The sequence below is a fragment of the Pseudomonas marincola genome, assembly GCF_900682675.2.
Taxonomy (GTDB): domain Bacteria; phylum Pseudomonadota; class Gammaproteobacteria; order Pseudomonadales; family Pseudomonadaceae; genus Aquipseudomonas; species Aquipseudomonas marincola.
The window spans coordinates 1,312,430-1,338,156 of sequence record NZ_LR215729.2 but is presented as its reverse complement, the minus strand read 5'-3'; the positions used below and the strand labels follow the sequence as shown (position 1 = coordinate 1,338,156).

The 25,727-nt window shown below is 58.2% G+C and carries 24 protein-coding genes; 14 read left to right on the top strand and 10 right to left on the bottom strand.

What is annotated here, in order from left to right:
- Positions 1-10 precede the first annotated feature (10 nt).
- Genes PMYSY11_RS06145 through PMYSY11_RS06135 form a run of 3 tightly spaced genes read left to right on the top strand, consistent with a single transcriptional unit; the run spans position 11 to position 3,102 of the window.
- Positions 11-1,246, top strand: a complete 1,236-nt coding sequence (locus PMYSY11_RS06145) for a cysteine desulfurase-like protein (protein WP_139134713.1) — start codon at positions 11-13, stop codon at positions 1,244-1,246.
- Positions 1,247-1,277: 31 nt separating this feature from the next.
- Entirely contained in the window at positions 1,278-2,150 is an 873-nt protein-coding gene (locus PMYSY11_RS06140; RefSeq protein ID WP_069901002.1) for a MurR/RpiR family transcriptional regulator, read from the top strand.
- Between the two features lie 46 nt (positions 2,151-2,196).
- Entirely contained in the window at positions 2,197-3,102 is a 906-nt protein-coding gene (locus PMYSY11_RS06135; protein WP_069901004.1) for an allantoinase PuuE, read from the top strand.
- A gap of 19 nt (positions 3,103-3,121) precedes the next feature.
- On the opposite strand, the gene PMYSY11_RS06130 is transcribed toward PMYSY11_RS06135, so the two are convergent.
- Complete coding sequence (locus PMYSY11_RS06130) at positions 3,122-4,015, bottom strand: LysR family transcriptional regulator (protein ID WP_069901006.1); 894 nt, start codon at positions 4,013-4,015, stop codon at positions 3,122-3,124.
- A 180-nt stretch (positions 4,016-4,195) separates the two neighbouring features.
- Between PMYSY11_RS06130 and PMYSY11_RS06125 the strand changes: the two genes are divergently transcribed.
- The 5 genes from PMYSY11_RS06125 to PMYSY11_RS06105 all read left to right on the top strand — a co-directional run bounded on the left by PMYSY11_RS06125 (position 4,196) and on the right by PMYSY11_RS06105 (position 9,794).
- Positions 4,196-5,707, top strand: a complete 1,512-nt coding sequence (locus PMYSY11_RS06125; protein WP_150548614.1) for a CoA-acylating methylmalonate-semialdehyde dehydrogenase — start codon at positions 4,196-4,198, stop codon at positions 5,705-5,707.
- 62 nt (positions 5,708-5,769) lie between these two features.
- A complete protein-coding gene (locus PMYSY11_RS06120) occupies positions 5,770-6,543 on the top strand; it encodes an enoyl-CoA hydratase (RefSeq protein WP_150548613.1) in 774 nt (257 codons plus the stop codon).
- A 57-nt stretch (positions 6,544-6,600) separates the two neighbouring features.
- The gene (gene mmsB / locus PMYSY11_RS06115; RefSeq protein WP_150548612.1) at positions 6,601-7,494 is read left to right on the top strand and encodes a 3-hydroxyisobutyrate dehydrogenase; all 894 of its coding nucleotides are present in this window, start codon (positions 6,601-6,603) and stop codon (positions 7,492-7,494) included.
- 2 nt (positions 7,495-7,496) lie between these two features.
- Entirely contained in the window at positions 7,497-8,588 is a 1,092-nt protein-coding gene (locus PMYSY11_RS06110; RefSeq protein ID WP_150548611.1) for an enoyl-CoA hydratase/isomerase family protein, read from the top strand.
- Positions 8,589-8,642: 54 nt separating this feature from the next.
- Positions 8,643-9,794: an acyl-CoA dehydrogenase gene (locus PMYSY11_RS06105; RefSeq protein ID WP_150548610.1), complete on the top strand. Its 1,152-nt coding sequence runs from the start codon at positions 8,643-8,645 to the stop codon at positions 9,792-9,794.
- An 892-nt stretch (positions 9,795-10,686) separates the two neighbouring features.
- Here PMYSY11_RS06105 and PMYSY11_RS06100 read toward each other — a convergent pair.
- From PMYSY11_RS06100 to PMYSY11_RS06090, 3 genes are all read right to left on the bottom strand, one after another.
- On the bottom strand, positions 10,687-11,355 hold the full coding sequence (locus PMYSY11_RS06100; RefSeq protein WP_069901018.1) for a TIGR04211 family SH3 domain-containing protein: 669 nt from the start codon (positions 11,353-11,355) through the stop codon (positions 10,687-10,689).
- Between the two features lie 270 nt (positions 11,356-11,625).
- Positions 11,626-12,078 (bottom strand): histidine phosphatase family protein, encoded by a 453-nt coding sequence (locus PMYSY11_RS06095; RefSeq protein ID WP_239655542.1) that lies wholly within the window; start codon positions 12,076-12,078, stop codon positions 11,626-11,628.
- A 115-nt stretch (positions 12,079-12,193) separates the two neighbouring features.
- Entirely contained in the window at positions 12,194-12,376 is a 183-nt protein-coding gene (locus tag PMYSY11_RS06090; protein WP_069901022.1) for a PLD nuclease N-terminal domain-containing protein, read from the bottom strand.
- A 253-nt stretch (positions 12,377-12,629) separates the two neighbouring features.
- Between PMYSY11_RS06090 and PMYSY11_RS06085 the strand changes: the two genes are divergently transcribed.
- From PMYSY11_RS06085 to PMYSY11_RS06060, 6 genes are all read left to right on the top strand, one after another.
- A complete protein-coding gene (locus tag PMYSY11_RS06085; RefSeq protein ID WP_150548608.1) occupies positions 12,630-13,172 on the top strand; it encodes a DUF3455 domain-containing protein in 543 nt (180 codons plus the stop codon).
- 109 nt (positions 13,173-13,281) lie between these two features.
- Complete coding sequence (locus PMYSY11_RS06080; protein ID WP_075723370.1) at positions 13,282-13,836, top strand: sigma-70 family RNA polymerase sigma factor; 555 nt, start codon at positions 13,282-13,284, stop codon at positions 13,834-13,836.
- The gene (locus PMYSY11_RS06075; protein WP_150548607.1) at positions 13,833-14,534 is read left to right on the top strand and encodes an anti-sigma factor; all 702 of its coding nucleotides are present in this window, start codon (positions 13,833-13,835) and stop codon (positions 14,532-14,534) included. The genes PMYSY11_RS06080 and PMYSY11_RS06075 overlap by 4 nt, the downstream gene beginning before the upstream one ends.
- A 208-nt stretch (positions 14,535-14,742) precedes the next feature.
- Positions 14,743-16,194 (top strand): cytochrome-c oxidase, cbb3-type subunit I, encoded by a 1,452-nt coding sequence (gene ccoN / locus PMYSY11_RS06070; protein WP_090512801.1) that lies wholly within the window; start codon positions 14,743-14,745, stop codon positions 16,192-16,194.
- A gap of 10 nt (positions 16,195-16,204) precedes the next feature.
- Entirely contained in the window at positions 16,205-16,432 is a 228-nt protein-coding gene (locus PMYSY11_RS06065) for a hypothetical protein (RefSeq protein WP_150548606.1), read from the top strand.
- Positions 16,433-16,551: 119 nt separating this feature from the next.
- On the top strand, positions 16,552-17,694 hold the full coding sequence (locus tag PMYSY11_RS06060) for an HPP family protein (protein WP_069900397.1): 1,143 nt from the start codon (positions 16,552-16,554) through the stop codon (positions 17,692-17,694).
- A gap of 26 nt (positions 17,695-17,720) precedes the next feature.
- On the opposite strand, the gene PMYSY11_RS06055 is transcribed toward PMYSY11_RS06060, so the two are convergent.
- From PMYSY11_RS06055 to PMYSY11_RS06030, 6 genes are all read right to left on the bottom strand, one after another.
- Entirely contained in the window at positions 17,721-18,581 is an 861-nt protein-coding gene (locus PMYSY11_RS06055) for a LysR family transcriptional regulator (RefSeq protein ID WP_069900398.1), read from the bottom strand.
- Between the two features lie 202 nt (positions 18,582-18,783).
- Positions 18,784-19,722, bottom strand: a complete 939-nt coding sequence (locus PMYSY11_RS06050) for a 2-hydroxyacid dehydrogenase (protein WP_150548605.1) — start codon at positions 19,720-19,722, stop codon at positions 18,784-18,786.
- 24 nt (positions 19,723-19,746) lie between these two features.
- Complete coding sequence (garD, locus tag PMYSY11_RS06045; RefSeq protein WP_150548604.1) at positions 19,747-21,303, bottom strand: galactarate dehydratase; 1,557 nt, start codon at positions 21,301-21,303, stop codon at positions 19,747-19,749.
- Between the two features lie 18 nt (positions 21,304-21,321).
- Positions 21,322-22,689, bottom strand: coding sequence for an MFS transporter (locus PMYSY11_RS06040; protein ID WP_150548603.1), 1,368 nt, complete (start codon positions 22,687-22,689; stop codon positions 21,322-21,324).
- A 140-nt stretch (positions 22,690-22,829) separates the two neighbouring features.
- Positions 22,830-24,185 carry a glucarate dehydratase gene (gene gudD / locus PMYSY11_RS06035; RefSeq protein ID WP_150548602.1) on the bottom strand — a complete coding sequence of 452 codons (1,356 nt, stop codon included), beginning with the start codon at positions 24,183-24,185 and terminating at the stop codon, positions 22,830-22,832.
- 99 nt (positions 24,186-24,284) lie between these two features.
- Positions 24,285-25,727: an aldehyde dehydrogenase family protein gene (locus tag PMYSY11_RS06030; RefSeq protein WP_069900403.1), complete on the bottom strand. Its 1,443-nt coding sequence runs from the start codon at positions 25,725-25,727 to the stop codon at positions 24,285-24,287.

Sequence of the window (25,727 nt, the reverse complement as noted above, 5' to 3'; positions counted from 1 at the left end):
GGAGAACACCTTGAAAGCTCTTGATATTGACTACGTTCGCGCACAATTCCCGGGCCTTGCCAGCGGTTACGCCTACATGGATAACGCCGGCGGCTCAATGGTGCTCAAGCAAGTTGCCGAGCGTATAAGCGACTATCTGCTCAACAGCAGCGTGCAATTGGGTGCCTCGTATCAGCCTTCGGTGGATGCCGGCGCGCGCGTTATGCAGGCGCGGCATTCGGTGATGCAGCTGATCAACGCCGCTCACCCCGAAGAAGTCATCATGGGCGGCTCAACCACCCACCTGCTGCAGATTCTCTGCCGCGCACTGGCGCCGTCTTTGGGCGCAGGCGATGAAATTGTCGTCACCAACTGCGACCACGAAGCCAACATCGGCCCGTGGATCAAACTGTGTGAAGCGACCGGCGCGACCTTGCGCGTGTGGGAAGTCAGCCTCGACACCTGCGAGCTGGAACTGGCCGACCTGAAAGCACTGCTCAACAGCAACACCCGTTATGTGGCCATGACCCACACCTCGAATATTCTCGGCTCGGTCAACCCAGTGGCCGAAGTTGCCAAGCTGGTTCACGCCGCCGGCGCCAAGCTTTGCGTTGATGCGGTTGCCTATGCGCCGCACCGCCTGGTTGATGTGCAAGCCAGCGGCGCTGATTACTACGTTTACAGCTTCTACAAAACCTTCGGCCCGCACTTCGCCGTGCTCTGGGGCCGTCGTGAATTGCTGCTGGAACTGCCGAGCCTGAATCACTTCTTCATTGGTCAGGATGTTGTGCCGTACAAACTGCAACCTGGCAACGTCAACTATGAGCTGTCGTTCGGCTGCATCGGTATTACCGATTATCTGCTCGATGTCGCCGACAAGATCGGCGCAACCGGTAGCGAGCGCGAGCGTATGCAAGCCGCCTTTGATGCCTTTGAGGTGCAGGAAGATTTGCTCGCCAAACGCCTGCTGGGCTTCCTGCGCGAATGCCCGGGCGTGCGCATTATCGGCAAGCCCGACACGCAAGGCCGCGTGCCCACCATCAGCTTCGTGGTTGAGGGCATGCAGTCCGAAGCCATCGTGCGTCAGGTCGATGCGCACAACATCGGCATCCGTTTTGGTGACTTTTATGCCCGCCGCCTGATCGAAGCGCTGGGCTTGAGCCAATACGGCGCCGTGGTGCGCGTATCGCTGGCACATTACAACACCCTCGACGAGGTTGACCGACTCATAATGGCGCTGGATCAAGCCATTGATTCGCTGCGCTAAGCGCACCTCTCAACCTGAACGAGCCTGACTTATGGCCTTACCGGAAAACCTGGCGCAGTTGCGTGACGCCATCACGGCTCAACAAGAGCAACTGACAGAACGCTTGCGCGATGCCGCGCGCTACCTGATCGACAACCCGCATGAGGTTGCATTGACCACAGTGGCCGAGCTGGGCAAGCGCTCGAATATTGCGCCATCGGCTTACATTCGCCTGGCTCAGGCACTGGGTTTTGCCGGCTACAAGGATTTGCAGCGGTTGTTTCGTGCGCCGCTGCAACAGGCCGCAGACACCCATTACAGTGAGCGGATTCGTCACTACGGCGGCGAAAAACTGCTCGAAGACCCCAGCGATGTCGGCGGTATTCTGCGTGAATTCAGCCAGGCCAATATCGTCTCCCTTGAACACCTGGCCGAGGGCGGCGAACAGGCCAATATCGAGGCAGCGATTGCCCACTTGCAAGCGGCCCGCACCACGTTTGTGATCGGCCTGCGCCGGGCGTTTCCGGTGGCGGCCTATCTCAGCTACGCGCTCAGCCGTGTCGGCCGGCGTTCCGTGCACATCAGTGGCGCTGGCGGCACATTGCCCGAACAAATCAGTGCGGTTGCCACCGATGACCTGCTGATTGCAGTCAGCTTTCCACCCTACGCGCAGGACACCATTGAGGCGTGCCGACAGGCCACCGAGCGCGGGGTCAAGCTGGTGGTCATCAGTGACTCGGTGCTGAGCCCCATTGGCCAGATGGCCGATACCGTGATTGTTGTGAGTGACGCTGAACTGCTCGGCTTCCGCTCGCTGACAGCCTCGTTCTGCGTGGCGCAAACATTAGCCATGGGCTTGGCATTTCGTGAGTGGCAAATCAACGGCTCGCTCAGCCATGAACGCCTCGAAGACATCGACTGCTAACAACTTAACCCTATTGATTGAGCCACTGGCTCCGGAGACTGCCCCGATGGTTTCACCTGCACGCGATTTGATTGGTTACGGCAGACAACGCCCAAAAGGCACCTGGCCCAATGGCGCCCGACTGGCCATCAGCCTGGTCATTAACTACGAAGAAGGCTCCGAGCGCTCGCTTGCGATGGGCGATCCGGATCAGGAATCGATGACCGAATGGGGCAGCTATTCGATCCCCGACGGCACGCGCAATCTGGCCATGGAGTCGATGTACGAATACGGCTCGCGCGTGGGCATCTGGCGCATTCTCGACATTCTTGATGAGCAGTCAGTACGCGCGACCTTCCACGCCTGCGCTGTAGCGTTCGAGCAAAACCCTGACGTCGCCCGCGCCGCAGTAGACGGCGGCCACGAGATTTGCAGCCACGGTTATCGCTGGGAAGAAGTGTTCCGCCTGACTGAAGAACAAGAGCGCGAGCACATGCGCCTGGCGATTGAATCGTTCGAGCGCACATGCGGCAAGCGTCCGGTGGGCTGGTATTGCCGCTACGGCGCCAGCGTTCACACGCGCAAACTGGTCGCAGAGGAAGGCGGTTTCCTCTACGACTCAGACGCCTACAACGATGACGTGCCGTACTTTGTCGACGTCGAAGGCAAGCAGCATCTGGTGGTGCCCTACACCGCCGACGTTAACGACTTCCGCTACTGGAATTCACCGGGTTTGTCGCAAGCCTCGGATTTTCTGGAGTACATGAAGGAAAGCTTCGACGTGCTCTATGAAGAGTCCGCCGATGGCCCGCGCATGATGTCGATCGGTTTACACCCGCGCATGGTCGGCCGCCCTGGTCGGGTACGCGCGATCAAACAATTCATCGAATACGCCCAGCAGAACAGCGGCGTCTGGTTTGCCACGCGTGAGGAAATTGCCCGCGCCTGGCTTGAGCGCAGCGAACCCCGCTAAACGCGCTCGGCTTAAATGCTTATGCCCGCCCCAGCAGGAGATCCTGCTGGGAGTCGGCCATCTCGCGCAGATAGGTCCATGTGGCTTTCATCCGCGCAATATCCTTCAGCTCAATTGGCATGAGCATCCAGAACGTGCGCGTGAATTCGATGCTATCGCTGAGAATCGGCTGCAATCGCGGATCGGCCTCCGCCGCAAACGCCGGCAATATTGCAATCCCCGCACCCGCGGCAGCCGCCTGTTGCTGCGCCAGAATACTGGTGCTGCGCAGCGACACCTGCAACGGCTTGCCGATTTCATCCAGATAGAACAATTCTTTGCTGTAGAGCAGGTCGTCGATATAGCTGACAAACCGATGGCTGCGCAGGGTTTCACGGCTGGTAATTGGCGCATGCGCCTGCAAATAACTCGGCGATGCATACAGGCGCAGCACGTAATCGGTCAGCCGGGTGATGATGAACGGTCCGCGCTCCGGGCGATCCAGAGTAATCACGATATCGGCTTCGCGCCGCGACAAGTGCATGGTTCTCGGCACCGCAAGCAGATCAATCCCCAAGTGTGGATAACGCTGGGTAAATTCGGCGAGCTGCGGCGCTAACATGACCGAGCCATAACCCTCGGTGACGCCAATGCGCACATGGCCGGAGAGCATTTCGGTTTGCTCTTCGCGCTCGCGCTCAATCGCCGAACACGCGCTTTCCATCGCCTCCGCTTGTGGCAACAGGCTGCGCCCTGCTTCTGTGAGGCTGTAACCACTGGTTTCGCGGGTAAAAAGCTGGGCACCGAGGCTTTTCTCCAGCGCCTGGATACGCCGCGAAACAGTGGTGTGATCGACCTCCAAACGCCGCGCTGCCGCCGTTAACTTGCGCGTTCTGGAGAGCTCAAGGAAGTAACGCAGGTTGTCCCAATCCATGCCGACTACGCCTAACTGTGCAAAAACGCAGAATAGCAGTGCAGATATGCCAATTGATACGGGTAAAAACGCGCTGCTAGGATCAACTCAAGACCTCTCACTGCACCGCTGGCTGTTGAGGTAGCACCTGCTTTGAGAGCAATTACCTCTGCGCTGTTTTCTACAGGAGTCATAACAACAATGAATACGACTACTCAAGTGCCTACCGTCAAGCTGCTCATCGACGGCAAACTGGTCGAGTCCAAGACCAGCCAGTGGCGCGACATCGTCAACCCTGCCACTCAGGAAGTCCTGGCCCGCGTACCGTTTGCCACGCCAGACGAGATGAATGCGGCGGTTGCCAGCGCCAAGGAAGCCTTCAAGACCTGGCGCAAGACCCCGATTGGCGCGCGGGCGCGAATCTTCCTCAAGTACCAGCAACTGATCCGCGAAAACATGCAGGAGCTGGCGGCCATTCTTACCGCCGAACAGGGCAAGACCCTGCCGGACGCCGAAGGCGATGTATTCCGTGGTCTCGAAGTGGTCGAGCACGCCTCGGCCATCGGTAACCTGCAACTCGGCGAATTGGCGAATAACGTCGCTAACGGCGTCGACACCTACACCCTGAACCAGCCGCTTGGCGTGTGCGCCGGCATCACGCCGTTCAACTTCCCGGCCATGATTCCGCTGTGGATGTTCCCGATGGCCATTGCCACTGGCAATACCTTCGTCCTCAAGCCTTCCGAGCAAGACCCGATGGTGACCATGCGTCTGGCCGAACTGGCTATGGAAGCGGGCGTGCCGGCCGGTGTGCTCAATGTGGTGCACGGCGGCGCGGACGTGGTGAACATGATTTGCGATCACCCCGATATCAAAGCGGTGTCGTTCGTCGGCTCAACCAAAGTCGGCACCCATGTGTACAACCGCGCCACACAAAACGGCAAGCGCGCGCAGTGCATGATGGGCGCGAAGAACCACGCGATCATCATGCCGGACGCGAATAAAGAACAAACCCTGAATAACCTGCTCGGTGCAGCATTCGGCGCCGCAGGCCAGCGTTGCATGGCCTTGAGCGTGGTGATTCTGGTCGGTGAGGCGCAAAAGTGGGTGCCGGAACTGATCGAAAAGACCAAGACACTGAAGGTCAATGCGGGCGCCGAAGCCGGCACCGATGTTGGCCCTGTGGTGTCGTGCGCGGCGCTGGACCGTATCAGCAGCCTGATCGCCACCGGCGAGCAAGAAGGCGCAACGCTGGCGCTTGACGGTCGCAATCCGCAGGTTGCCGGTTATGCCAACGGCAACTTTGTCGGCCCGACCATCTTCACCAATGTCAGCCCCGAGATGAGCATCTACCGCGAAGAAATTTTCGGCCCGGTGCTGTGCATCATCAACGCGGCGACCATGGATGAAGCCATCGACATCATCAACGCCAACCCGAATGGCAACGGCACCGCCATCTTCACTCGTTCGGGCGCATCTGCACGACGCTTTCAGGAAGACATTGATGTCGGTCAAGTCGGCATCAACGTACCGATTCCGGTGCCTGTACCGCTGTTCTCCTTCTCCGGTTCACGTGCCTCCAAGCTCGGCGATCTGGGGCCTTACGGCAAACAAGTGGTGCAGTTCTACACACAAACCAAAACCGTTACTCAGCGCTGGTTTGATGAGGATGAAACAGGCTCGACGGTGAACACCACCATCACCCTCAAGTAATCTGCTGGGCGGCTGTGTGAATACAGCCGCCCTTTTGCCATCTGCTGAACAGGAGTTATCGCGTGGAATTTGCAACCATCCTGCTGGACATCCAGGGCCGAGTTGGCCTGATCACTCTTAACCGGCCACAGGCGCTCAACGCCTTGAACAGTGAGCTGGTACGCGAAGTCAATCTGGCACTCGATCAGCTTGAGCAAGACCCGAATATTGGCTGCATGGTCATTACTGGTTCGGCCAAAGCCTTCGCTGCTGGCGCCGACATCAAGGAAATGGCTGAACTCAGCTACCCGCAGACCTATCTGGACGATCTGTTTGGCCCGGCCGACCGCATCGCGGCGCGGCGTAAACCGCTGATCGCGGCAGTTGGCGGTTACGCTTTGGGCGGTGGCTGTGAGCTGGCGCTGATGTGCGACCTGATTTACGCCGCCGACAACGCCCGTTTCGGTCAGCCGGAAATCAATCTCGGCGTGCTGCCGGGCATTGGTGGCAGCCAGCGCTTAACCCGCGCCGTGGGCAAAGCCAAAGCCATGGACATGTGCCTGACTGGGCGCATGATGAACGCCGAAGAAGCCGAGCGTGCCGGTCTGGTCGCGCGGATTTTCCCAGCCGAGACGCTGCTTGAAGAAACCTTGAAGCTGGCGCAGGGCATTGCAGAAAAATCGCTGCCAAGCGTGCTGCTGACCAAGGAATGCATCAACCGCGTTTTTGAAACCAACCTCAGTGAAGGCGTGCGTTTTGAGCGCCGGGTGTTTCAGGGCATCTTCGCCAGCGCCGATCAGAAAGAAGGCATGAACGCCTTTGTTGCCAAGCGAGCGCCCGAATTCAAACACCGCTAAACAGCTAAAACGCTGCTGGCAGCGTTCCGATAACAACAATATCAATAGGTAACGATCATGAAAATCGGCTTTCTGGGTCTGGGAAACATGGGTGGGCCAATGGCCCTCAATCTGCTGAAAGCGGGCCACCAACTGAGTGTATTCGACCTCGTTGCAGCCTCGGTCAAGCACCTTGTCGAAGCAGGCGCTAGCGCTGTCGGCTCGCCTGCCGAGATGGCCAAGGGCGACTGCGAAGTGATCATCACTATGCTCCCGGCCTCGCAACACGTGAAGGCTGTATACCTTGGCGAAGACGGCCTGCTGGCCCATGTCAAAGCCGGCGTGTTGCTGATCGACTCCTCAACCATCGATCCGATCAGCGCCCGTGAAGTGGCGGGCGCTGCGGTCAAGCACGGCAACCCGATGCTCGATGCGCCGGTATCGGGCGGCACAGGCGGCGCAGCAGCGGGCACCCTGACCTTTATGATCGGCGGCGAACAAGCCGACTTTGATCGTGCGCAACCGATTCTCGCGGCCATGGGCAAGAACATCGTTTATTGCGGCGGCGCCGGTAACGGCCAAGTGGCCAAGGTCGCCAACAACATGCTGCTGGGGATTTCGATGATCGGCGCCGCCGAAGCGATGAATCTGGGCGTGTCACTGGGCATGGACGCGAAAGTCCTCGCCGGGATTATCAACACCTCCAGTGGCCGTTGCTGGAGCACCGACACTTACAACCCATTCCCCGGCGTCATCGAAACGGCGCCGGCTTCACGCGGTTATACCGGCGGTTTCGGCACAGACTTGATGCTCAAGGATCTGGGCCTTGCCACCGAGGCGGCGAAGCAAGCACGCCAACCGGTGATGCTTGGCGCAGCAGCCCAGCAGATTTATCAAACCTTCAGCCAGCAAGGTAATGGCGGCCTGGACTTTTCCGCCATCATCAAGCTGTACAGCAAGCAAGAGGGTTGAATATGAGTGATGCACAGGCACCGGTTTTGGCCGAAGTACGCAACCGCATCGGCCATCTGACGCTCAATCGTCCAGACGGCCTGAACGTACTGACACTGCCGATGGTGCGCCTGTTGGCCGAACGCTTCGAGGCCTGGAAAAACGACCCGAATGTGCTCGCCGTAGTGATCCGCGCAAACGGTGAAAAAGCCTTCTGCGCCGGGGGCGATGTTCGGGCCATCTACAACAACGTCAAGGCCGGTGAAACCGAGCACGAAGTATTCTTCGCAGAAGAGTATGTGCTCGATCAGGAGATTCACGCGTATCCGAAACCCGTTGTCGCCCTGATGGACGGATTGGTACTCGGTGGCGGCATGGGCCTGGTTCAGGGCGCCACGTTGCGGGTGATCACCGAGCGCACAAAAATGGGCATGCCGGAAACCGCAATCGGCTATTTCCCGGATGTCGGCGGCAGCTATTTCCTGTCGCGTCTGCCGGGTGAGCTGGGCACTTATCTGGGCGTTACCGGCCTGCAAGTCCGCGCTCAGGATGCGCTATATGCCCGGCTGGCCGACTATTGCCTGCCCGCCAGCATGCTGGAGGAGTTCGACCGCTGCCTCGACAACATGCAGTGGACCAATCATCCCCGCGAAGCCCTGCGCAGCCTGATCGCCACACTCGCGGTAAATAAGCTGCCAGCGCCCGAGTTGCAGGGTCTGCAGGCGGTTATTGATCAGGTCTTTGCCTTGCCCGATCTGACGTCTATGCGCACTGCGCTGCGCAATGAGTCGCGCGCACCCTACAAGGCCTGGGCACAGGCCACGCTTGAGATTTTCGAACAGCGCTCGCCAATGGCCATGAGCGTGACTTTGGAAATGCTGCGTCGTGGTCATCAGCTGAAAATAGCTGAGTGCTTTGCCATGGAACTGCATTTGGGAGAACAGTGGTTCGACAAGGGCGACATCATGGAAGGCGTTCGCGCGTTGATTATCGACAAGGACAGACAGCCGCGCTGGAACCCCGCCACACTCGATGAAATTGACCCGAACTGGGTTGATGGCTTTTTCAGCCCCCAGGCAACCAACAAGAACACCGCACGCACTGCCAAGGCATAGCCCGCGCAGCGCTTCAGGTTTATTCGCAGCACAGTAGAACAAGAGAGAAATGTGATGCACGACCTCGAACTCACAGAAGACCAGCGGATGATCCGCGACATGGCCCGTGACTTTGCCCGCCGCGAAATCGCGCCCCATGCACAAGCCTGGGAAAAAGCCGGCTGGATCGACGACGCACTGGTCACGCAAATGGGCGAGCTTGGCTTGCTCGGCATGGTGGTGCCCGAAGAATGGGGCGGCAGTTACATCGACTTCGTTGCCTACGCGCTGGCGGTTGAGGAGATTTCAGCGGGCGATGGCGCTGTGGGCGCGCTGATGAGCATCCACAACTCGGTGGGTTGCGGGCCGCTGCTTAAATACGGCAGCACCGAGCAGCAACAAACCTGGCTGCCTGATCTGGCCAGCGGTAAAGCCATTGGCTGCTTCTGCCTGACCGAACCCCAGGCCGGTTCCGAGGCGCACAACCTGCGCACCCGCGCCGAACTGCAAGGCGAAGAATGGGTGCTTAACGGCGCCAAGCAATTCGTCAGCAACGGCAAGCGTGCGCAATTGGCCATTGTCTTTGCGGTCACCGATCCCGAGTTAGGCAAGAAAGGCTTGTCGGCATTTCTGGTGCCGACGGACACGCCCGGATTCTGCGTTGAGCGTACAGAACACAAAATGGGCATCAAGGCCTCAGACACCTGCGCAGTGACGCTGACTGATTGCCGTATACCGGCCGCCAACATGCTCGGCGAACGCGGTAAAGGCCTGGCCATTGCCTTGTCGAATCTGGAAGGTGGACGCATCGGCATCGCGGCCCAGGCATTGGGTATCGCCCGCGCCGCATTCGAAGCCGCCCTGCTCTATGCGCGTGAACGTACCCAGTTCGGCAAACCGATAAGCGAGCATCAAAGCATCAGCAACATGCTCGCCGACATGCACCTGCAGCTCAACGCCGCACGGCTTCTTATCCTGCATGCAGCGCGTCTCAAGACCGCAGGCTTGCCGTGTTTGTCCGAAGCATCGCAAGCCAAGTTGTTTGCCTCGGAGATGGCCGAAAAGGTTTGCTCCAGCGCCGTGCAGATACATGGTGGCTACGGTTATCTGGAAGATTATCCGGTAGAGAAATATTACCGCGACGCCCGCATCACCCAGATATACGAAGGCACCAGCGAAGTGCAGCGCCTGTTGATCGCAAGAGAATTGGCGAATTACGGCATTTAAAACCGCAGAGTAGGTGAAAGGATTGCGGCGCAATCGCCGCAATCCACACAACCGACAAACCCCACATATCCCCGGAGGATGGATGGCGAAGCACAGCGCCGCGATCCGTCAGGCCATTTACGCCACCCCACCAATCACGGATCAAACCGTCAGACCGCCATGTCGGAAGCCGCGTTGCGGATTCCAACCTCCGCAAACACAAAGCCAAACCCCGTAAAACCTGCAACCCACAAAACCCACGTATACCCGGAGGATGGATGGCGAAGCGCAGCGTCGCAATCCGTCAGGCCATACACGCAACCCACCAATCACGGATCAAACCGCCAGACCGCCATGTTGGAAGCCGCGTTGCGGATTCCAACCTCCACAAACACAAAGCCAAAACCCACCCACAAAACCCACGTGTATTCGGAGGATGGATGGCGAAGCAAAGCGCCGCGATCCGTCAGGCCATTCACCCAACCCCACCAATCACGGATCAAACCGTCAGACCGCCATGTCGGAAGCCGCGTTGCGGATTCCAACCTCCGCAACCAAACCGAAACGCCGCAGCCCACCCAACCCACAAACCCCACGTATATCCGGAGGATGGATGGCGAAGAGCAGCGCAGCGATCCGTCAGGCCATACACGCCCCCCAACAATCACGGATCAAACCGTCAGACCGTCATGTCGGAAGCCGCGTTGCGGATTCCAACCTCCACAACCACAAAACCAAAACCACCCAACCCACAAACCCCACATATATCCGGAGGATGGATGGCGAAGCAAAGCGCCGCGATCCGTCAGGCCATTTACGCCACCCCAACAATCACGGATCAAACCGTCAGGCCGTCATGTCGGAAGCCGCGTTGCGGATTCCAACCTCCGTTTAAGGCGTTACCGCTGCGGCATCAAACCCATTGATCATTACGCTTGCGGCGTACGCGCAACATGGTCGGCAAGATCAAACCGGCCAACAATCCACCGCCGGCGATGCTGCCGCCGTAGATCATGTACTGCATGAGCACTTGTTTGTTTTCGCCGCCGAGTTGCGCCTGCAACTCACGCACTTGCGACTGCGCCTGGGTCAATTCGCTGTCCAGCGATGATCGCGCGGCTTGCAGCTCATCAATCAGCTTTTTGCGCGCATCCATCGTCTCTTGCATGCCTTTGACGCGGGTTTTCCAGGTCTCGTTAATCCCGTCCAGTTCTGTGCTCAACTCGGTGACCTTTTGCTCCAACATCGGCAGGCGCTCGGCCTGGCCCGGTACGTCTTGCAGGTCGCGGCTCGGAATCCACACGGTGCTGCCACTCTGACCGCGGACCTGGCTGTAATCACCTTTGGTGTTGAGCAGTTCGACGCGCTCGCCCGAGGTGAGTGTTCCGACAATCCTGTAGCCATCCGTGGGGCCGCTGCGAACGTAGGTACTGAGGCTGTCACTGACCCAGCGTGCATTGTCATTGCTCTCCTCGGCCTGTGCCTGGGTACCGCCCATCAGCAAGCCGCCTAGCAAGCAGGCGCCGAGTACAGGTTTCTGGAAGGAGGAGACGCAAGCGGAGAAATGACGAGATAGGGACATGGGTAAATATCTTCACGTAGCTTAAAAATGAAGCCCGAAAAACGAGCGTGATAACAATCGGCCTGGCCATTTGTTTTAGGCATTGAGCGTTGTGAAGAACGGCGATCGCGCAGCCACCCAATGGCGACTGGCCATCCCCCTTCCGCGAGGCCGACTACAGACTGACAACCGTAAATTGGAATGAGTTCACTGCGGATTCAGTGCATGTGATGGGTGGCGCAAAACAGCGAATTTGCAGGTTTACGCTGAACGTACTTCAAAGCATTCGACTCAGGGCGCCGCAATGCGCGCCAGCACCGTGGGCGGCTGGGTGAGTGGCAAAGCCAGAATCAGCCCCTCGCCAGACGCCGGATAGATGCCGCTAAGGGCTGTGATGTTGACCTGATGGGAAATCAGCACCAGCCGCTGGCTGCGCTCAAGAGCGTTGATCTGGGCAATAAGCGCCTGGGTTTGGCGGTTTGCGTTGTCTCGCTCGGTAAAAAACGAATCGAGCGCTTGCAGCGTCTCGACCTTGCCAACATGCATGCCTTTACCGGTATCAATCGCGCGGCACCAACTGCTGGAAAGAATGCGCAGCGGCGCTATGCCCTGCTGCTGCAACAACCTGCCCCAGCGCGCGGCTTGCTCACGGCCGAGCGGGCTCAAGTTTCGCTGAGTGGAGCAATCGCCAGGGGTAAAGTTCGCCGGATCGCCAAGCCCCGGCGCATCTGTATGGCGCAGCAACAGCAGCGCAGACCCGCTGCGCAGTTGTTGCCAAGCCGCTTCAACAGTGGTTTGAGCAGAATTTGCGGGAGCGCACACGCAGCACAAAACAAGCGCCGCGAATCGCCCCCAGACGCTAGACCTTAACATTCCCCCGAGGCCCCATCAGCGCCCAGATGATCAAACCGACTACCGGAAGGAACAGAACGAGTAACGCCCACAAGATTTTCTTGCCAGTGTCCGTGTTGCTTTTAACGATGTTGATAATCGCCCAGATATCCAGCGCGAGGATTATCAGCCCGATGATTTCCGATCCCATTTGAATACTCCTGGCTCTTGGTTTGAATTTAGAGAATAGACGGCTACGACCAAACACACGTCGCAGTTGACTGACAACTCTTCAAAAGCGGCCTGTTCGCACCTTCCGGGCAACTTTGGTGGCGGATGTGGCATGAACCTGGAGCGCTGCAAAAAAATATTTTCTTTTGCCTGCATCCAATTTCCGCTCTGGCGGGTAGTACCAGTAGCAGCCACTTATTTGCTGCTCCTTTTGCCACTCTGGAGTGACTCGCATGAACGTTAAAAAGAATCTCGGCCTTGCCAGTATCACCCTCATCGCCAGCAGCCTGTTGGTTGGTACTTCGACCGCCTATGCACAAATGGACCTGCCAGACACCATTAAGGTCCCCGCCGGCAATAAAATTGCGCTGGAAACAGTAGGCGTCGGCGAAATTACCTATGAGTGCCGCGACAAGGCCAGTGCCGCAGGCGAAACCGAGTGGGTGTTTGTCGGGCCAAAAGCGGCGTTGAATGATCGCAGCGGCAAACAGGTTGGCGACTATTTCGGTCCACCAGCCACATGGCAGGCCAAAGACGGCTCGAAAATCACCGGCACACAAATGGCTGTCGCGCCTGCGGGCGATGGCAATATTCCTTACCAGTTGGTCAAAGCCAACCCTGCCGAGGGCAAGGGCGCAATGACTGGCGTCAGCTATATCCAACGCGTTGCTATCAAGGGCGGCGTAGCGCCGAGCAAGCCGTGCACCACCGCCAACAAGGGCAGCCAGGAAATCGTCAAGTATCAGGCCGACTACATTTTCTGGACCGCCAGCTAAGCTGGTAGACATGAGCAGGTTACGCACGGTGCAAACTCGGCTAATCTGCTCAGACACCTCCCCGGCCGAACAGGCTGGGGTATCCAAAGACTGCCGGCGCCCGAAACTATTGTCCGTACCTGAGCCTTCCTTCGACTACGAAGCGTGTTTAGCTGATTGCGCCCGAGGCGAGCAGCAAGCGCTGCACAACCTATACGACCAGGAAAGTGCCCGCCTACTCGGCGTGGCCCTGCGCATCGTACGCGACACTGCTCTGGCTGAAGACATCGTGCATGATGCGTTCATCAAAATCTGGGCGCGTGCGGCCAGCTATGACGCGTCGAGAGGCTCCGCCCGTGGCTGGATATTCAGCGTGACCCGCCATCTGGCGCTTAATTTTATGCGCGATAACGCCCGCAATGCTTCAGCCAGCGAGTTTGACGAAAACGCCCTGCCCGACGACTCGGCAACGGTTATCGCCGACTCCTTTGAATACCGTGAACACAGCGGACGAATCTACAACTGCCTCGACCTGCTCGAACCGGCGCGCCGCAACTGCATTCTACATGCTTACGTTGACGGCTATTCGCATGCGCAAATCGCCGCGAAACTGGGCGCCCCGTTAGGCACCGTCAAAGCCTGGATCAAGCGCAGCCTGTCGGCCCTGCGGGAGTGCATGGGATGAGCCCGCAAGCAATCGACGAACTGGCAAGTGAATACGTGCTCGGCACGCTCAGCGCCGAACAACGCGACGAGGTACGCCAGCGCTTGGCCAGCGAGCCTGAGTTGCGCGCGGCCGTGGACGCGTGGGAACAGCGTTTGCTCGACCTCACAGCGCAAGCTGAAAGCCAACAACCTTCGCCGCTGTTGTGGCGGCGGATCGAACGCAGCGTTAACAGTGCCCGCAGGCAAACCCCTGCTCAGCCAGCTACTCAATCGTGGTGGAACATGCTGCCACTCTGGCGCGGCCTTGCCGGTGCTGGTATCGCTGCCAGCGTGGTTCTGGCCAGCGTGCTGATGCTGCGCGGCGCGGCGGTGAGTGAGCCGAGTTATCTGGTGGTGCTGGTTGCCCCGCAAGACAAAGCGCCGGGCTGGGTGGTTCAAGCCAGTAACCGCGAGGAAATTCAGCTGATTCCGTTAGGGGTGGCAGAAATCCCGCAAGACAAAGCCCTGCAGTTCTGGACCAAAGGGGATGACTGGCAAGCGCCGGTTTCGCTGGGTCTGGTGACGCCGGGGCAAAGCTTGTCGATCTCGCTGGACAAGCTACCGCCCTTGGCGCCCAACCAATTGTTCGAGCTAACGCTGGAGAGCCCGACCGGTTCACCAACAGGCAAACCGACTGGCCCGATCCAGTTTATTGGCCGCGCCGTTAAGGTGATTTAGTTCTCCCTCGAGCCCAGTATTTAATATCAATAAAAATGCACTTATAAGCCAATATCATTCATTGGATGATTCTATCCGTAACCCGCACACTATCCGTCTAGCCCTTGTGCATGGCCTGAAACGACCGTATCAGGCCTTCGGCAATACCAACTACCTCACCAAAAGCCGAAGGCAAGGCCCTTAGAACCTCTGCGTGCGACGGATTAAAATGCCTATTCAAAGCAGTACCCAAATTGACCAATCCTATAACTACGAGGTTGTCAGACGTTTTACTCTGGCCACCTTGTTCTGGGGGATTATCGGCATGTTCATGGGCGTGTTTATCGCCGCCCAGTTGGTCTGGCCGGAGCTGAGTTTCGGTCTTGAGTGGACGACTTTCGGACGCCTGCGGCCGATTCACACCAACGTGGTGATTTTTGCCTTTGGCGGCAGCGCGCTGTTTGCCACCTCGCTGTATGTGGTGCAGCGCACCAGCAGGATCAGGCTTATTTCCGATGGCCTGGCCCGCTTTGTATTCTGGGGCTGGCAGGCCTGCATTCTGGCAATGGTCATCAGCTATCCGCTGGGCATTACCACGTCCAAGGAATACGCCGAGATGGAATGGCCGATTGCGATTTTGGTTGCAGTGGTCTGGGTGGCTTATGGCTACTTATTCTTTGGCACTATTGCGCGCAGAAAGGTTAAGCACATATACGTCGGCAACTGGTTCTTTGGCGCCTTCATCATCGTCACGGGCATGGTGCATGTGGTTAATCACTTGTCTGTTCCGGTAAGCCTGTTCAAATCCTACTCGGTCTACTCCGGCGCCACCGATGCCATGATTCAGTGGTGGTATGGCCACAGCGTGGTCGGCTTTATTTTGACCGTGGGCTTTCTCGGCATCATGTATTACTTCGTGCCCAAGCAAGCCGAGCGCCCCATTTATTCTTATCGCCTGTCGATTGTGCATTTTTGGGCGATTATCACCCTGTACATTTGGGCTGGCCCGCACCACCTGCATTACACCGCACTGCCTGACTGGGCGCAGTCTATCGGCATGGCCATGTCGCTGGTGTTGTTGGCGCCCAGTTGGGGCGGCATGATCAACGGCATGATGACGCTTTCAGGAGCGTGGCATAAATTGCGCGAAGACCCGATTTTGCGCTTTTTGGTGGTGGCCTTGGCGTTCTACGGCATGTCGACGTTTGAAGGGCCGATGATGGCGATCAAAACCGTCAACTCACTCTCGCACTACACAGACTGGACCATTGGCCACGTGCATGCAGGGGCGCTGGGTTGGGTCGCGATGATCTCCATTGGCGCGCTGTATCACATGCTGCCCAAGCTGTATGGGCGCAGCCAGATGTACAGCATCCGGCTGATCAACGTGCATTTTTGGATGGGAACCATTGGCACCGTGCTGTACTTGGCGGCCATGTGGGTCAATGGCATCACTCAAGGTTTGATGTGGCGTGCAGTAAACGCCGATGGCACGCTGACTTATTCATTCGTTGAAGGCTTGCAAGCCAGTCACCCCGGCTACTTGGTGCGCCTGATCGGCGGCGGAATTTTCGCCAGCGGCATGCTGCTGATGGCTTTTAACGCCTGGATGACCATCCGTGCAGGGCACGCCGTGGAAAACCTGCGCATCGACGCCGCTCACGAACCGGCAGTGGCCTGAGGAGACAACCATGCACCTGTTGATTATCTGTATCGCCAGCATAATTTCAGTCTGGGGCTTGTATCGCAGTCTTTACCTGAACAATGACGAGGAGTTGATACAAGCGGGCTTGCTACCGTTTGCCGACGATCCCGATGCTGCCAGACGCGTAGAAGCGAAAACCAGCTTGCATTGTGATCATGTGTTCAACCCCGTCGCTGAAGCAGAGCTCGAACACGGCGACTTCTTTGACGCTTAACACGCAACAGTTCCATAACCAGGGATGGTACCTGCGGTGTCTTTAGGCACGGCTTAGGCTCTCCAGTATGATGGTGAGCCTTTTTTATATTTACTCTATTGTCGAAAGCACCTTGGTTTATGACTCGTTCACAACATTTTACGGCCTGGCTGCGTGCCTTCAAACCGGCCCCGATACATACCCGTCCCAGCGAATGGATCCGTGCCGCTCTCGGCGCCGGAGCCGCACTGCTGTTGAGCAGTTGGTTATGCAGTGTTCTCTTTGGCCTTGAAACAGCCCAGCATCTGGTCGGCCCTCTGGGCGCCTCAGCCGTGCTGTTGTTTGCCGTTTCATCCGGCGCACTGGCGCAGCCCTGGTCAATTATTGGCAGCTATCTGGTCGCCACTCTGGTCGCGCTCGGCATTACCCATTTTTTTGGCTACAGCCTGTTCAGCGCCAGCGCCGCATTGACCCTCACACTGATACTCATGTGCACCGTCCGCTGCTTACATCCACCCGGCGGCGCACTGACACTCTGCGTGGTATTCGCCAACCCCAAACTCAGTGAAATGGGTTTGCAGGCATTTTTGCCGGTGATCGTCAGTGGTGCGTGCTTGCTTTGTTGCGCCTTGATTTACAACAACCTCACGCGTGTGCGCTATCCGCGCCAGCCAGCAGCAGCGCCAGCATCCGGGGATCACCACACGCGTGACCCTGCACCGCAGTCGCGCGTGGGTATTACCAGCAAAGATTTGGATCAGGCGCTGGATGAACTTGGCGAGTTTGTTGACGTAACCCGCGAGGACCTCGAAACGATTATCCGCAGCACCGAGAAACACGCGCTGCGCCGCAGCATGGGGGATATTCGCGCGTCACAGGTCATGTCGCGCGATGTGATCTGGGCCAACCCCCAGACGAGTGCGCAAGAAGGCCTGCGCATGCTGCTGTTGCACCATTTGAAAGCGCTGCCGATTCTCGATGAGAAATACCACTTGGTCGGCATCGTCAGCTTGGTCGACTTGGTCACGCCCAGCCTGAGAATGGCGAAAAAGCGCCGCTGGATCGGTTTGCGCAAACGTGATGAGGTCGTTCTCAGCGACATCATGAGCAGCCCGGTGAGTTGCGTAAACAGTGATGCCCACGCCGTTGAGCTGATTCCGCTGCTGTCTGATCGGGGCTTACACTGCCTGCCGGTAATTGAGCATGGCAAGATGGTCGGCGTCATTACTCAGTCCGACCTGATTGCTGCCCTGCACCGCGATTTGCTCAGCCATCTGGGCTGAGCAAATACGCTTGAGTCGCTGCCTTTTTAAATCAGCGGCTCCCAACGCTGCGACCAGTCGGTATCACTGGCGACCACTTCGCGCAGCGCGCTGAACGCGTGTTGCAGCGTCTGGGAGTCACGCTCCCGTGAATAGACCAAATACGTCGGAAAACTAAACTCCGGCGCCTTGGGTACACGTTGCAGATAACCTTTCTCGATGTAGCTTTCGACCACGCGGGAGCGGAAATAGCCCGAGCCACCATTTTCAAGAATGTGCTGTAGCGCTAAGGGGCCGAGGTTGATACTCACCGAAGCCTTGGCCTTATCAGGCAAGGCGCTGTCGTGCTGACGGCGAAAGCCTTCGCCCCAGTCCACATAAACATAAGGGTCTGGGTTGGCCGCACGCACCATGACCAGCTTTTCTTCGAATAACTGCTCAACCTGCAGGCCAGGCCAGTATTCGGGTTTGAACACCACGGCGGCATCGAGAACACCGCGCTCCAGCAGGCGCAACAGCGTCATGCCTTCCGCCATTTCCGTGCGGATTGCATAGCTGGGAATTTGCTCGCGCAACGCACCGATCCACTTAAGCATCAGCGGATTACACAAGCTGACCTCCGCCCCAAGATGCAACACATGGTGGAAACCGTCAGGTAGCGGCAGCTCACGCTGCGCCGCGTCCCAGGTCTCAAGCATCTGGGTGGCAAACACGACAAATGCTTCGCCATCGGCGGTAAGTTTCGCCCCGGCCCGATTACGGATGAACAGTGTGCAATTGAGGTGGCTTTCCAGTTTTTGAACCCGCGCACTGACGGCCGTCTGGGTCAGGTGCAGACGCTCGGCCGCCGCAATGAAACTGCCGTGACGGGCAATTTCCAGAAAAGTACGGGTCAGGTCGATATCCATGGGCTGCACTGCGCAAGAAGTGAGTCGCTATTGTAGCCAAACCATCCCAGCCGCATGCCCATTAAAAAGGGTGCGCTTGTGGCGCACCCTTGGGGATGTTGCAGATTGAACTGCTGGTAAGAACACCGCAAAGGCTTGTGGCCAGTGAAGTGTATTTGCCGGACGGCGTGCGTCTCGACGAATCAGGTATAACCCAGGACCTTTACAGCGGGGTGACCAATCGCCCGTAACGGGCATATTCCAGCATATTGGCCAGCACTAACTCTTCCATGCGCAAGCGCGTTTCGGCGGTGCCACTGCCAACGTGCGGCAGAAGCACCACGTTATCGAGCGCCAGCAACTCGCTTGGCACCAACGGCTCTTCGGCAAATACATCGAGCCCGGCGCCGCCCAGCGTGCCGTTGCTCAGAGCGCTGACCAAGGCCTGCTGATCGACCACCGAACCGCGCGCCACGTTGATCAGAATGCCGTTGCGGCCGAGCGCGGCCAGTTCGGCTGCCGAAATAAGATGATGCGTGGCAACGCCGCCGGGACAGGTCAGGACCAGAAAGTCCGCCCACTCGGCGAGCGCCAGCATATCCGCTTCGTAGGTTAACGGTGAGCCTGCAACCTGACGACGGTTGTGATAACGCACCTGCATGTCGAAACCGCTCGCACGCTTGACCACGGCCTGACCGATGCGGCCCAGGCCGACAATGCCCAAACGCTTGCCGGTCACGCTGCGCGCCAACGGGAAGTTGCCCATCAGCCAGCCGCCGTCACGCACGAATCGATCCGCCGCACTCATGCCGCGTGCGGTGTCGATAATCAGGCCCATGGCCAGATCGGCCACGCAGTCATTGAGCACATCAGGGGTATTGCTCACGGCAATGCCGCGATCACGGGCAACGTCGACCGCCAACGCATCGGTGCCCACACCAAAGCTGCAAATGGCCTTCACATTGGGCAGTTGCGCCAATAATTCAGCGCTGCAGCCGAAGCGCGCCGAAGTGGCAACCACTTCGAACTCACCGCCGTGCTGGGCCAGAAACGCCTGCGGATCAGTCTGCTGCCAAAGAGCAGTCACGCTGTACTCGTCAGCAAGACGTTGATTGAAGCGCTCGGTAAGCGCCCCCACTTGCAGTACATTGAGACGTTGCATACACACTCCTTTTAGCAGGCGCGATCAGGTGATTGGCGCCGGGTTGAACAGGGTAATGTCGTTGTGCAGTTTGTAGTGTTCAGCCCAGGTTTTCTTCTTGCCGCTGGCCACATCCAGGTAATAGTGGAACAACTCCCAACCCAGCTCTTCAATGCTCGCGCGGCCAGTTGCAATGCGACCGGCATCGACGTCGATCAGGTCTGGCCAGCGCTGCGCCAGCTCGGTGCGGGTGGATACCTTAACCACCGGCGCCATGGCCAAACCATACGGCGTACCGCGCCCGGTGGTAAATACGTGCAGGTTCATACCGGCAGCCAGCTGCAAGGTGCCGCAAACAAAATCACTGGCGGGTGTGGCGCAGAAGATCAGGCCTTTGCGGGTCACGCGTTCACCTGGGCCAAGTACGCCATTGATCGCGCTGTTGCCGGATTTGACGATTGAACCCAGCGATTTTTCCACAATGTTCGACAAGCCGCCCTTCTTGTTGCCCGGCGTGGTGTTGGCGCTGCGATCCGCCTCGCCCTTGGCCAGATATCGGTCGTACCAGTCCATTTCACGCACCAGTTCGCTGGCAATTTCCTTGTTCTCGGCACGCGAGGTCAGCAGGTAAATGGCGTCGCGTACTTCGGTGACTTCCGAGAACATGACCGTGGCACCGGCGCGCAGCAGCAAGTCCGAGGCATAGCCCAATGCCGGGTTGGCGGTGATCCCCGAAAAGGCATCGCTGCCGCCACACTGCATGCCCAGAATCAGCTCACTGGCCGGCACGGTTTCGCGGCGGCGCTGATCCAGTTTGCGCAGGCGGACTTCAGCCAACTCCATGATCTGCTCAATCATTTCAGCGAAGCCGTGCGACGAGTCTTGCAGGCGATACAACCACGGGTCGGTGAGATCAACCGAGCTGTCGCCCTGATGCATAACCTGCTCGGCCTGAAGTTTTTCACAGCCCAGGCTGATCACCAGCGCCTCGCCACCCAAGTTAGGGTTGCGCGCCAGATTACGCACGGTACGAATCGGGATGTAAGCGTCAGTCGCGGTGATCGCCACGCCGCAGCCATAGCTGTGGGTCAGCGCGACCACATCATCCACATTCGGGTACTTGGGCAAAAGCTCTTCACGGATGCGCTTGACCGCATGATCGAGCACACCGGTCACGCATTGCACGGTGGTGGTAATACCGAGAATGTTGCGCGTACCGACAGTGCCATCGGCATTGCAATAGCCTTCGAAGCTATAGCCTTCGAGTGGCTCCTGCGCCTCGGGCACGTCGGTTGAAAGCGGCAGATTGGCCAGCTCCGGCGCGGTCGGCATGCGCAACTGATCTTCACGCACCCAACTGCCGCACGGGATCAGTTGCTTGGCGTAACCGATGGTCTGGCCGTATCGGATAATGCGCCCGCCTTCGGGAACATCTTCCAGGCACACTTTATGGCTCTGCGGGATGTGATCAACGGTGACCAGGCCTTCGGCAAACGCGGTGCCGGCCGGAACGCCCTGATCGTTAACCACCACCATCACGTTGTCCTGTGGATGCAGGCGAATAAAACGCGGCGAGTCAGAATGTTCAATTAACTGCGACATAACGCAGACTCCTACAAATCAGGCGTGAGAAAGGATGGCGGTATCGGAATCGGGTTTTGCTGAATCAACAGGTGGCTCCTGCAGATCAACCCGTTTGATATCACCCACAATCACCAGATAACTGATAACTGCAATCAAGGCATTGGCACCGACATACACCAGCGCCCATTTGAACGAACCGGTGGCGCTGATGATGTAACCGATGACGATGGGCGTGGTGATCGAAGCCAGATTGCCAAAGGTATTGAACAGGCCACCACTGAGCCCGGCGATTTGCTTGGGCGAGGTGTCTGAAACCACGGCCCAACCCAGCGCACCGACACCCTTGCCGAAGAACGCCAGCGCCATGAAGCCGACCACCATCCACTCGGCCTCGACATAATTACAGAGCACCATGCTGGTCGAGAGCAGCAAGCCGCAGACGATGGGCGCCTTGCGCGCGAATGTCAGGGAATGGCCCTTACGCAGCAGGTAATCGGAAATCACCCCGCCGAGCACACCGCCGATAAAACCGCACACCGCAGGCAGCGAGGCAATGAAGCCGGCTTTGAGAATGGTCATGCCGCGTTCCTGCACCAGATACACCGGGAACCAGGTCAGGAAAAAATAGGTGATGCCGTTAATGCAGTACTGGCCGAGATAGACGCCGAGCATCATCCGGTTGGTCAGCAGCTGACGAATGTAATCCCACTTTGGTCCGACATCGGCGCCCGCCTTTTTCGGCTGGTCCATATCCACCAGGCCGCCATTGCTGGCGATGTAATCCAACTCAGCCGCGTTGATTCGCGGGTGCTCGCGCGGGCTGTAGATAACTTTGAGCCAGATGCCCGAGAAGATAATCCCGGCAGCGCCCATGACGATAAATACGTGCTGCCAGCCGAAGGTATAAACAATCCAGCCCATTAGCGGGGCGAACAAAACAGTGGCGAAGTACTGCGCCGAGTTGAAGATCGCCGATGCAGTACCGCGCTCGGCGGTAGGGAACCACGCGGCCACGATGCGCGCATTACCCGGAAAAGATGGTGCCTCGGCCAGACCAACCAGAAAGCGCAACATGAACAGGCCAACGACTGCGGTAGAGGCGTTCAGTTCGCCGATATAACCTTGCAACAGGGTAAAAAACGACCAGGTAAAAATGCCCAGCGCATAGACCTTCTTCGAGCCGAAGCGATCCAGCAACCAACCGCCCGGAATTTGCCCCAGCACGTATGCCCAGCCGAAAGCCGAGAACACATAACCCAGGGTGACAGCATCAATACCGAGGTCTTTCTGCAGGCTGGAACCGGCAATGGCGATGGTCGCACGGTCGGCATAATTGATGGTTGTTACCAGAAACAGCATCAGCAAAATCAGGTAACGCACGCGCGTTTGTTTCAGGTCTTGCACGGAACGAACACTCCTACAGCTTATTTTTATAACGGAGTACAGCGACCGCCAACCCACACCCAGAGGGTTTGCTCACAGGGCCAGAGTGCCCTGTAAGCGTGTACCGGAAAAGTGTGCGGGTGGTGGCCAAACGCCAGGGTTTAGCGCACCAGGCAGGGGCGCTTGTTATCAAACTTCCAGTTCGGGATCAGGTACTGCATGGCAATCGCATCATCGCGAGAACCCAGCCCTTTTTGCTGATAAAGCTCATGAGCTCTGGCCAGCGCATCCCAATCCAGTTGCACACCGAGACCGGCGGTTTTAGGCACAGCCACCTTGCCCTGCACAATCTGCAAAGGATTGTGAGTCAGGTGCTGGCCGTCCTGCCAGATCCAGTGGGTGTCGATGGCCGTGACTTTACCCGGCGCAGCGGCAGCGACGTGGGTGAACATGGCCAGCGAGATATCGAAGTGATTGTTCGAATGCGAGCCCCATGTCAGCCCCCACTCGTTGCACATTTGCGCAACGCGCACAGAACCTTGCATGGTCCAGAAGTGCGGGTCGGCCAACGGGATGTCGACTGACTGCAACTGAATGCAATGGCCCATCTGACGCCAGTCGGTGGCGATCATGTTGGTGGCGGTTGGCAGGCCGGTTTCACGGCGGAACTCAGCCATGACTTCGCGCCCGGAGTAGCCGTTTTCAGCGCCGCATGGGTCTTCGGCATAGGCCAGAATCCCGTGCAGATCACGGCACAGGCGAATCGCATCCTTGAGCAACCAGCCGCCGTTCGGGTCCAGAGTGATACGCGCTTCGGGGAAACGCGCAGCCAGTGCGCGAATCGCCTCGACTTCCTGCTCGCCGCTGAGCACGCCACCTTTGAGTTTGAAATCGTTGAAGCCGTAACGCGCATGCGCCGCTTCGGCCTGACGCACGATGGTTTCCGGGCACAGCGCCTGCATATTACGCACACGTTCCCAGGCGTCGTCGGCGTTGTCTTCCTGACGATAATCGAGGTCGGTCTGGTTGCGATCGCCGACATAAAACAGATAGCCGAGCATCTCGACTTCATCGCGCTGCTGGCCTTCACCGAGCAAGGCTGCAACCGGCACACCAAGGTATTGGCCGAGCAGGTCGAGCAACGCCGACTCCAGCGCAGTCACTGCATGAATGGTGATGCGCAGGTCGAATGTTTGCAGGCCGCGACCGCCCGAATCACGGTCAGCAAAAGTGCGGCGAACTCGGTTGAGAATTTCGTTGTAGTTGCCGATGGATTGGCCAACCAGTAAAGCGCGTGCATCTTCGAGGGTCTGGCGGATGGATTCGCCGCCCGGTACTTCGCCAACACCGACATTACCGGCGCTGTCTTTGAGAATGAGGATATTGCGGGTGAAATACGGGCCATGAGCCCCGGACAGGTTCATCAACATACTGTCCTGACCGGCAACCGGCACGACAGTCAGTTCGGTAATTTTGGGGGCAGTTGCGCGAGTTTGTGCAGTTGCGGAAGCGTTCATAAGCGGGTCCCAAATTATTTTTATAAAGGGTCTGCGTATTCCATGAAACCGTGCAGCAGCGCCTCCCCGCCTATTGTGACGGCGGGGAGGCGTTTACAGTCAGCCGATATAGGTCGTCTTGACAGTGGTGTAGAACTCTTGCGCGTAACGGCCTTGCTCGCGGGAGCCGTAGGACGAACCTTTACGGCCACCAAACGGCACGTGGTAATCGACCCCGGCAGTCGGCAGGTTGACCATCACCATCCCCGCCTGAGCGTGACGTTTGAAGTGGTTGGCGTACTTCAGCGAAGTGGTTGCGATACCGGCAGACAAACCGAACTCGGTGTCGTTGGCCATCGCCAGTGCAGCCTCGTAGTCGGCAACGCGAACCACGTTGGCCACCGGGCCAAAGATCTCTTCACGGCTGATGCGCATGTCGGCAGAACTGTCGGCAAACAGTGTCGGTGCCAGGAAGTAACCTTCGGTGTCGCACGTTACCAGCCCCCCACCGCTGACCAGACGCGCACCTTCATCGCGGCCGATGTCGATGTAGCGCAGGTCTTGATCCAACTGCGATTGCGAAACAACCGGGCCAATATCTGTGTCTTTGTGCAGGGCATGGCCCACCTTGATCGAACGCATGCGCTCGGCCATCGCCTCAACGAACTTGTCGTGAATACCCGCCGTCACGATCAAACGGCTGGACGCTGTGCAACGCTGGCCAGTCGAGTAAAACGCGCTCTGCACAGCCAGTTCGACCGCCGTTTTCAGGTCGGCATCATCGAGGATGATTTGCGGGTTCTTGCCGCCCATTTCCAGCTGAACCTTGGCCTGACGCCCAACGCAGGTTGCAGCGATGCTGCGGCCAACGCCAACCGAACCGGTGAAGCTGACACCGTCGACCTTCGGGCTGTTGACGATAACGTCGCCCACCACCCGGCCGCTGCCCATAACCAGGTTAAATACGCCAGCCGGGATGCCCGAACGCGAAATGATTTCGGCAATAGCCCAGGCGCAGCCCGGCACCAGATCAGCCGGTTTGATCACCACGCAGTTACCGTAAGCCAGCGCTGGGGCAATTTTCCAGGCAGGGATTGCAATCGGGAAGTTCCAGGGCGTGATCAGGCCAACAACACCCAACGCCTCGCGGGTGACTTCAACCGATACGCCAGGGCGAACCGACGCCAGCACTTCACCGGCTTGGCGCAGGCATTCGCCGGCAAAATACTTGAAGATGTTACCGGCACGGCTGACTTCGCCGATGGCTTCAGGCAGGGTTTTGCCTTCTTCACGAGCGAGCAAAGTGCCCAACTCTTCGCGGCGCGCGAGAATTTCGCTGCCGATTTTATCCAGTGAGTCGCTGCGCGCCTGAATACCAGACGTCGACCAGGCCGGGAATGCTGCACGAGCAGCAGCGATAGCCTGTTCAACTTGCGCCGCGTCAGCTTGAGCGAATTCGCCGATTACATCAGCCAGATCGGATGGGTTGCGATTTACCGAATAAGTAGCGCCAGCCACCCACTCGCCACCGATGAAGTTTTCAAAGCGTTTTGTCTCAGCCAC

Bases quoted from the DNA above. Each gene is read 5' to 3' on its own strand.
- PMYSY11_RS06140 (WP_069901002.1), top strand. From the start codon at position 1,278: ATGGCCTTACCGGAAAACCTGGCGCAGTTGCGTGACGCCATCACGGCT.
- PMYSY11_RS06135 (WP_069901004.1), top strand. From the start codon at position 2,197: ATGGTTTCACCTGCACGCGATTTGATTGGTTACGGCAGACAACGCCCA.
- PMYSY11_RS06130 (WP_069901006.1), bottom strand. From the start codon at position 4,015: ATGGATTGGGACAACCTGCGTTACTTCCTTGAGCTCTCCAGAACGCGC.
- PMYSY11_RS06125 (WP_150548614.1), top strand. From the start codon at position 4,196: ATGAATACGACTACTCAAGTGCCTACCGTCAAGCTGCTCATCGACGGC.
- mmsB (WP_150548612.1), top strand. From the start codon at position 6,601: ATGAAAATCGGCTTTCTGGGTCTGGGAAACATGGGTGGGCCAATGGCC.
- PMYSY11_RS06110 (WP_150548611.1), top strand. From the start codon at position 7,497: ATGAGTGATGCACAGGCACCGGTTTTGGCCGAAGTACGCAACCGCATC.
- PMYSY11_RS06105 (WP_150548610.1), top strand. From the start codon at position 8,643: ATGCACGACCTCGAACTCACAGAAGACCAGCGGATGATCCGCGACATG.
- PMYSY11_RS06100 (WP_069901018.1), bottom strand. From the start codon at position 11,355: ATGTCCCTATCTCGTCATTTCTCCGCTTGCGTCTCCTCCTTCCAGAAA.
- PMYSY11_RS06090 (WP_069901022.1), bottom strand. From the start codon at position 12,376: ATGGGATCGGAAATCATCGGGCTGATAATCCTCGCGCTGGATATCTGG.
- PMYSY11_RS06085 (WP_150548608.1), top strand. From the start codon at position 12,630: ATGAACGTTAAAAAGAATCTCGGCCTTGCCAGTATCACCCTCATCGCC.
- PMYSY11_RS06075 (WP_150548607.1), top strand. From the start codon at position 13,833: ATGAGCCCGCAAGCAATCGACGAACTGGCAAGTGAATACGTGCTCGGC.
- ccoN (WP_090512801.1), top strand. From the start codon at position 14,743: ATGCCTATTCAAAGCAGTACCCAAATTGACCAATCCTATAACTACGAG.
- PMYSY11_RS06065 (WP_150548606.1), top strand. From the start codon at position 16,205: ATGCACCTGTTGATTATCTGTATCGCCAGCATAATTTCAGTCTGGGGC.
- PMYSY11_RS06060 (WP_069900397.1), top strand. From the start codon at position 16,552: ATGACTCGTTCACAACATTTTACGGCCTGGCTGCGTGCCTTCAAACCG.
- PMYSY11_RS06055 (WP_069900398.1), bottom strand. From the start codon at position 18,581: ATGGATATCGACCTGACCCGTACTTTTCTGGAAATTGCCCGTCACGGC.
- PMYSY11_RS06050 (WP_150548605.1), bottom strand. From the start codon at position 19,722: ATGCAACGTCTCAATGTACTGCAAGTGGGGGCGCTTACCGAGCGCTTC.
- garD (WP_150548604.1), bottom strand. From the start codon at position 21,303: ATGTCGCAGTTAATTGAACATTCTGACTCGCCGCGTTTTATTCGCCTG.
- gudD (WP_150548602.1), bottom strand. From the start codon at position 24,185: ATGAACGCTTCCGCAACTGCACAAACTCGCGCAACTGCCCCCAAAATT.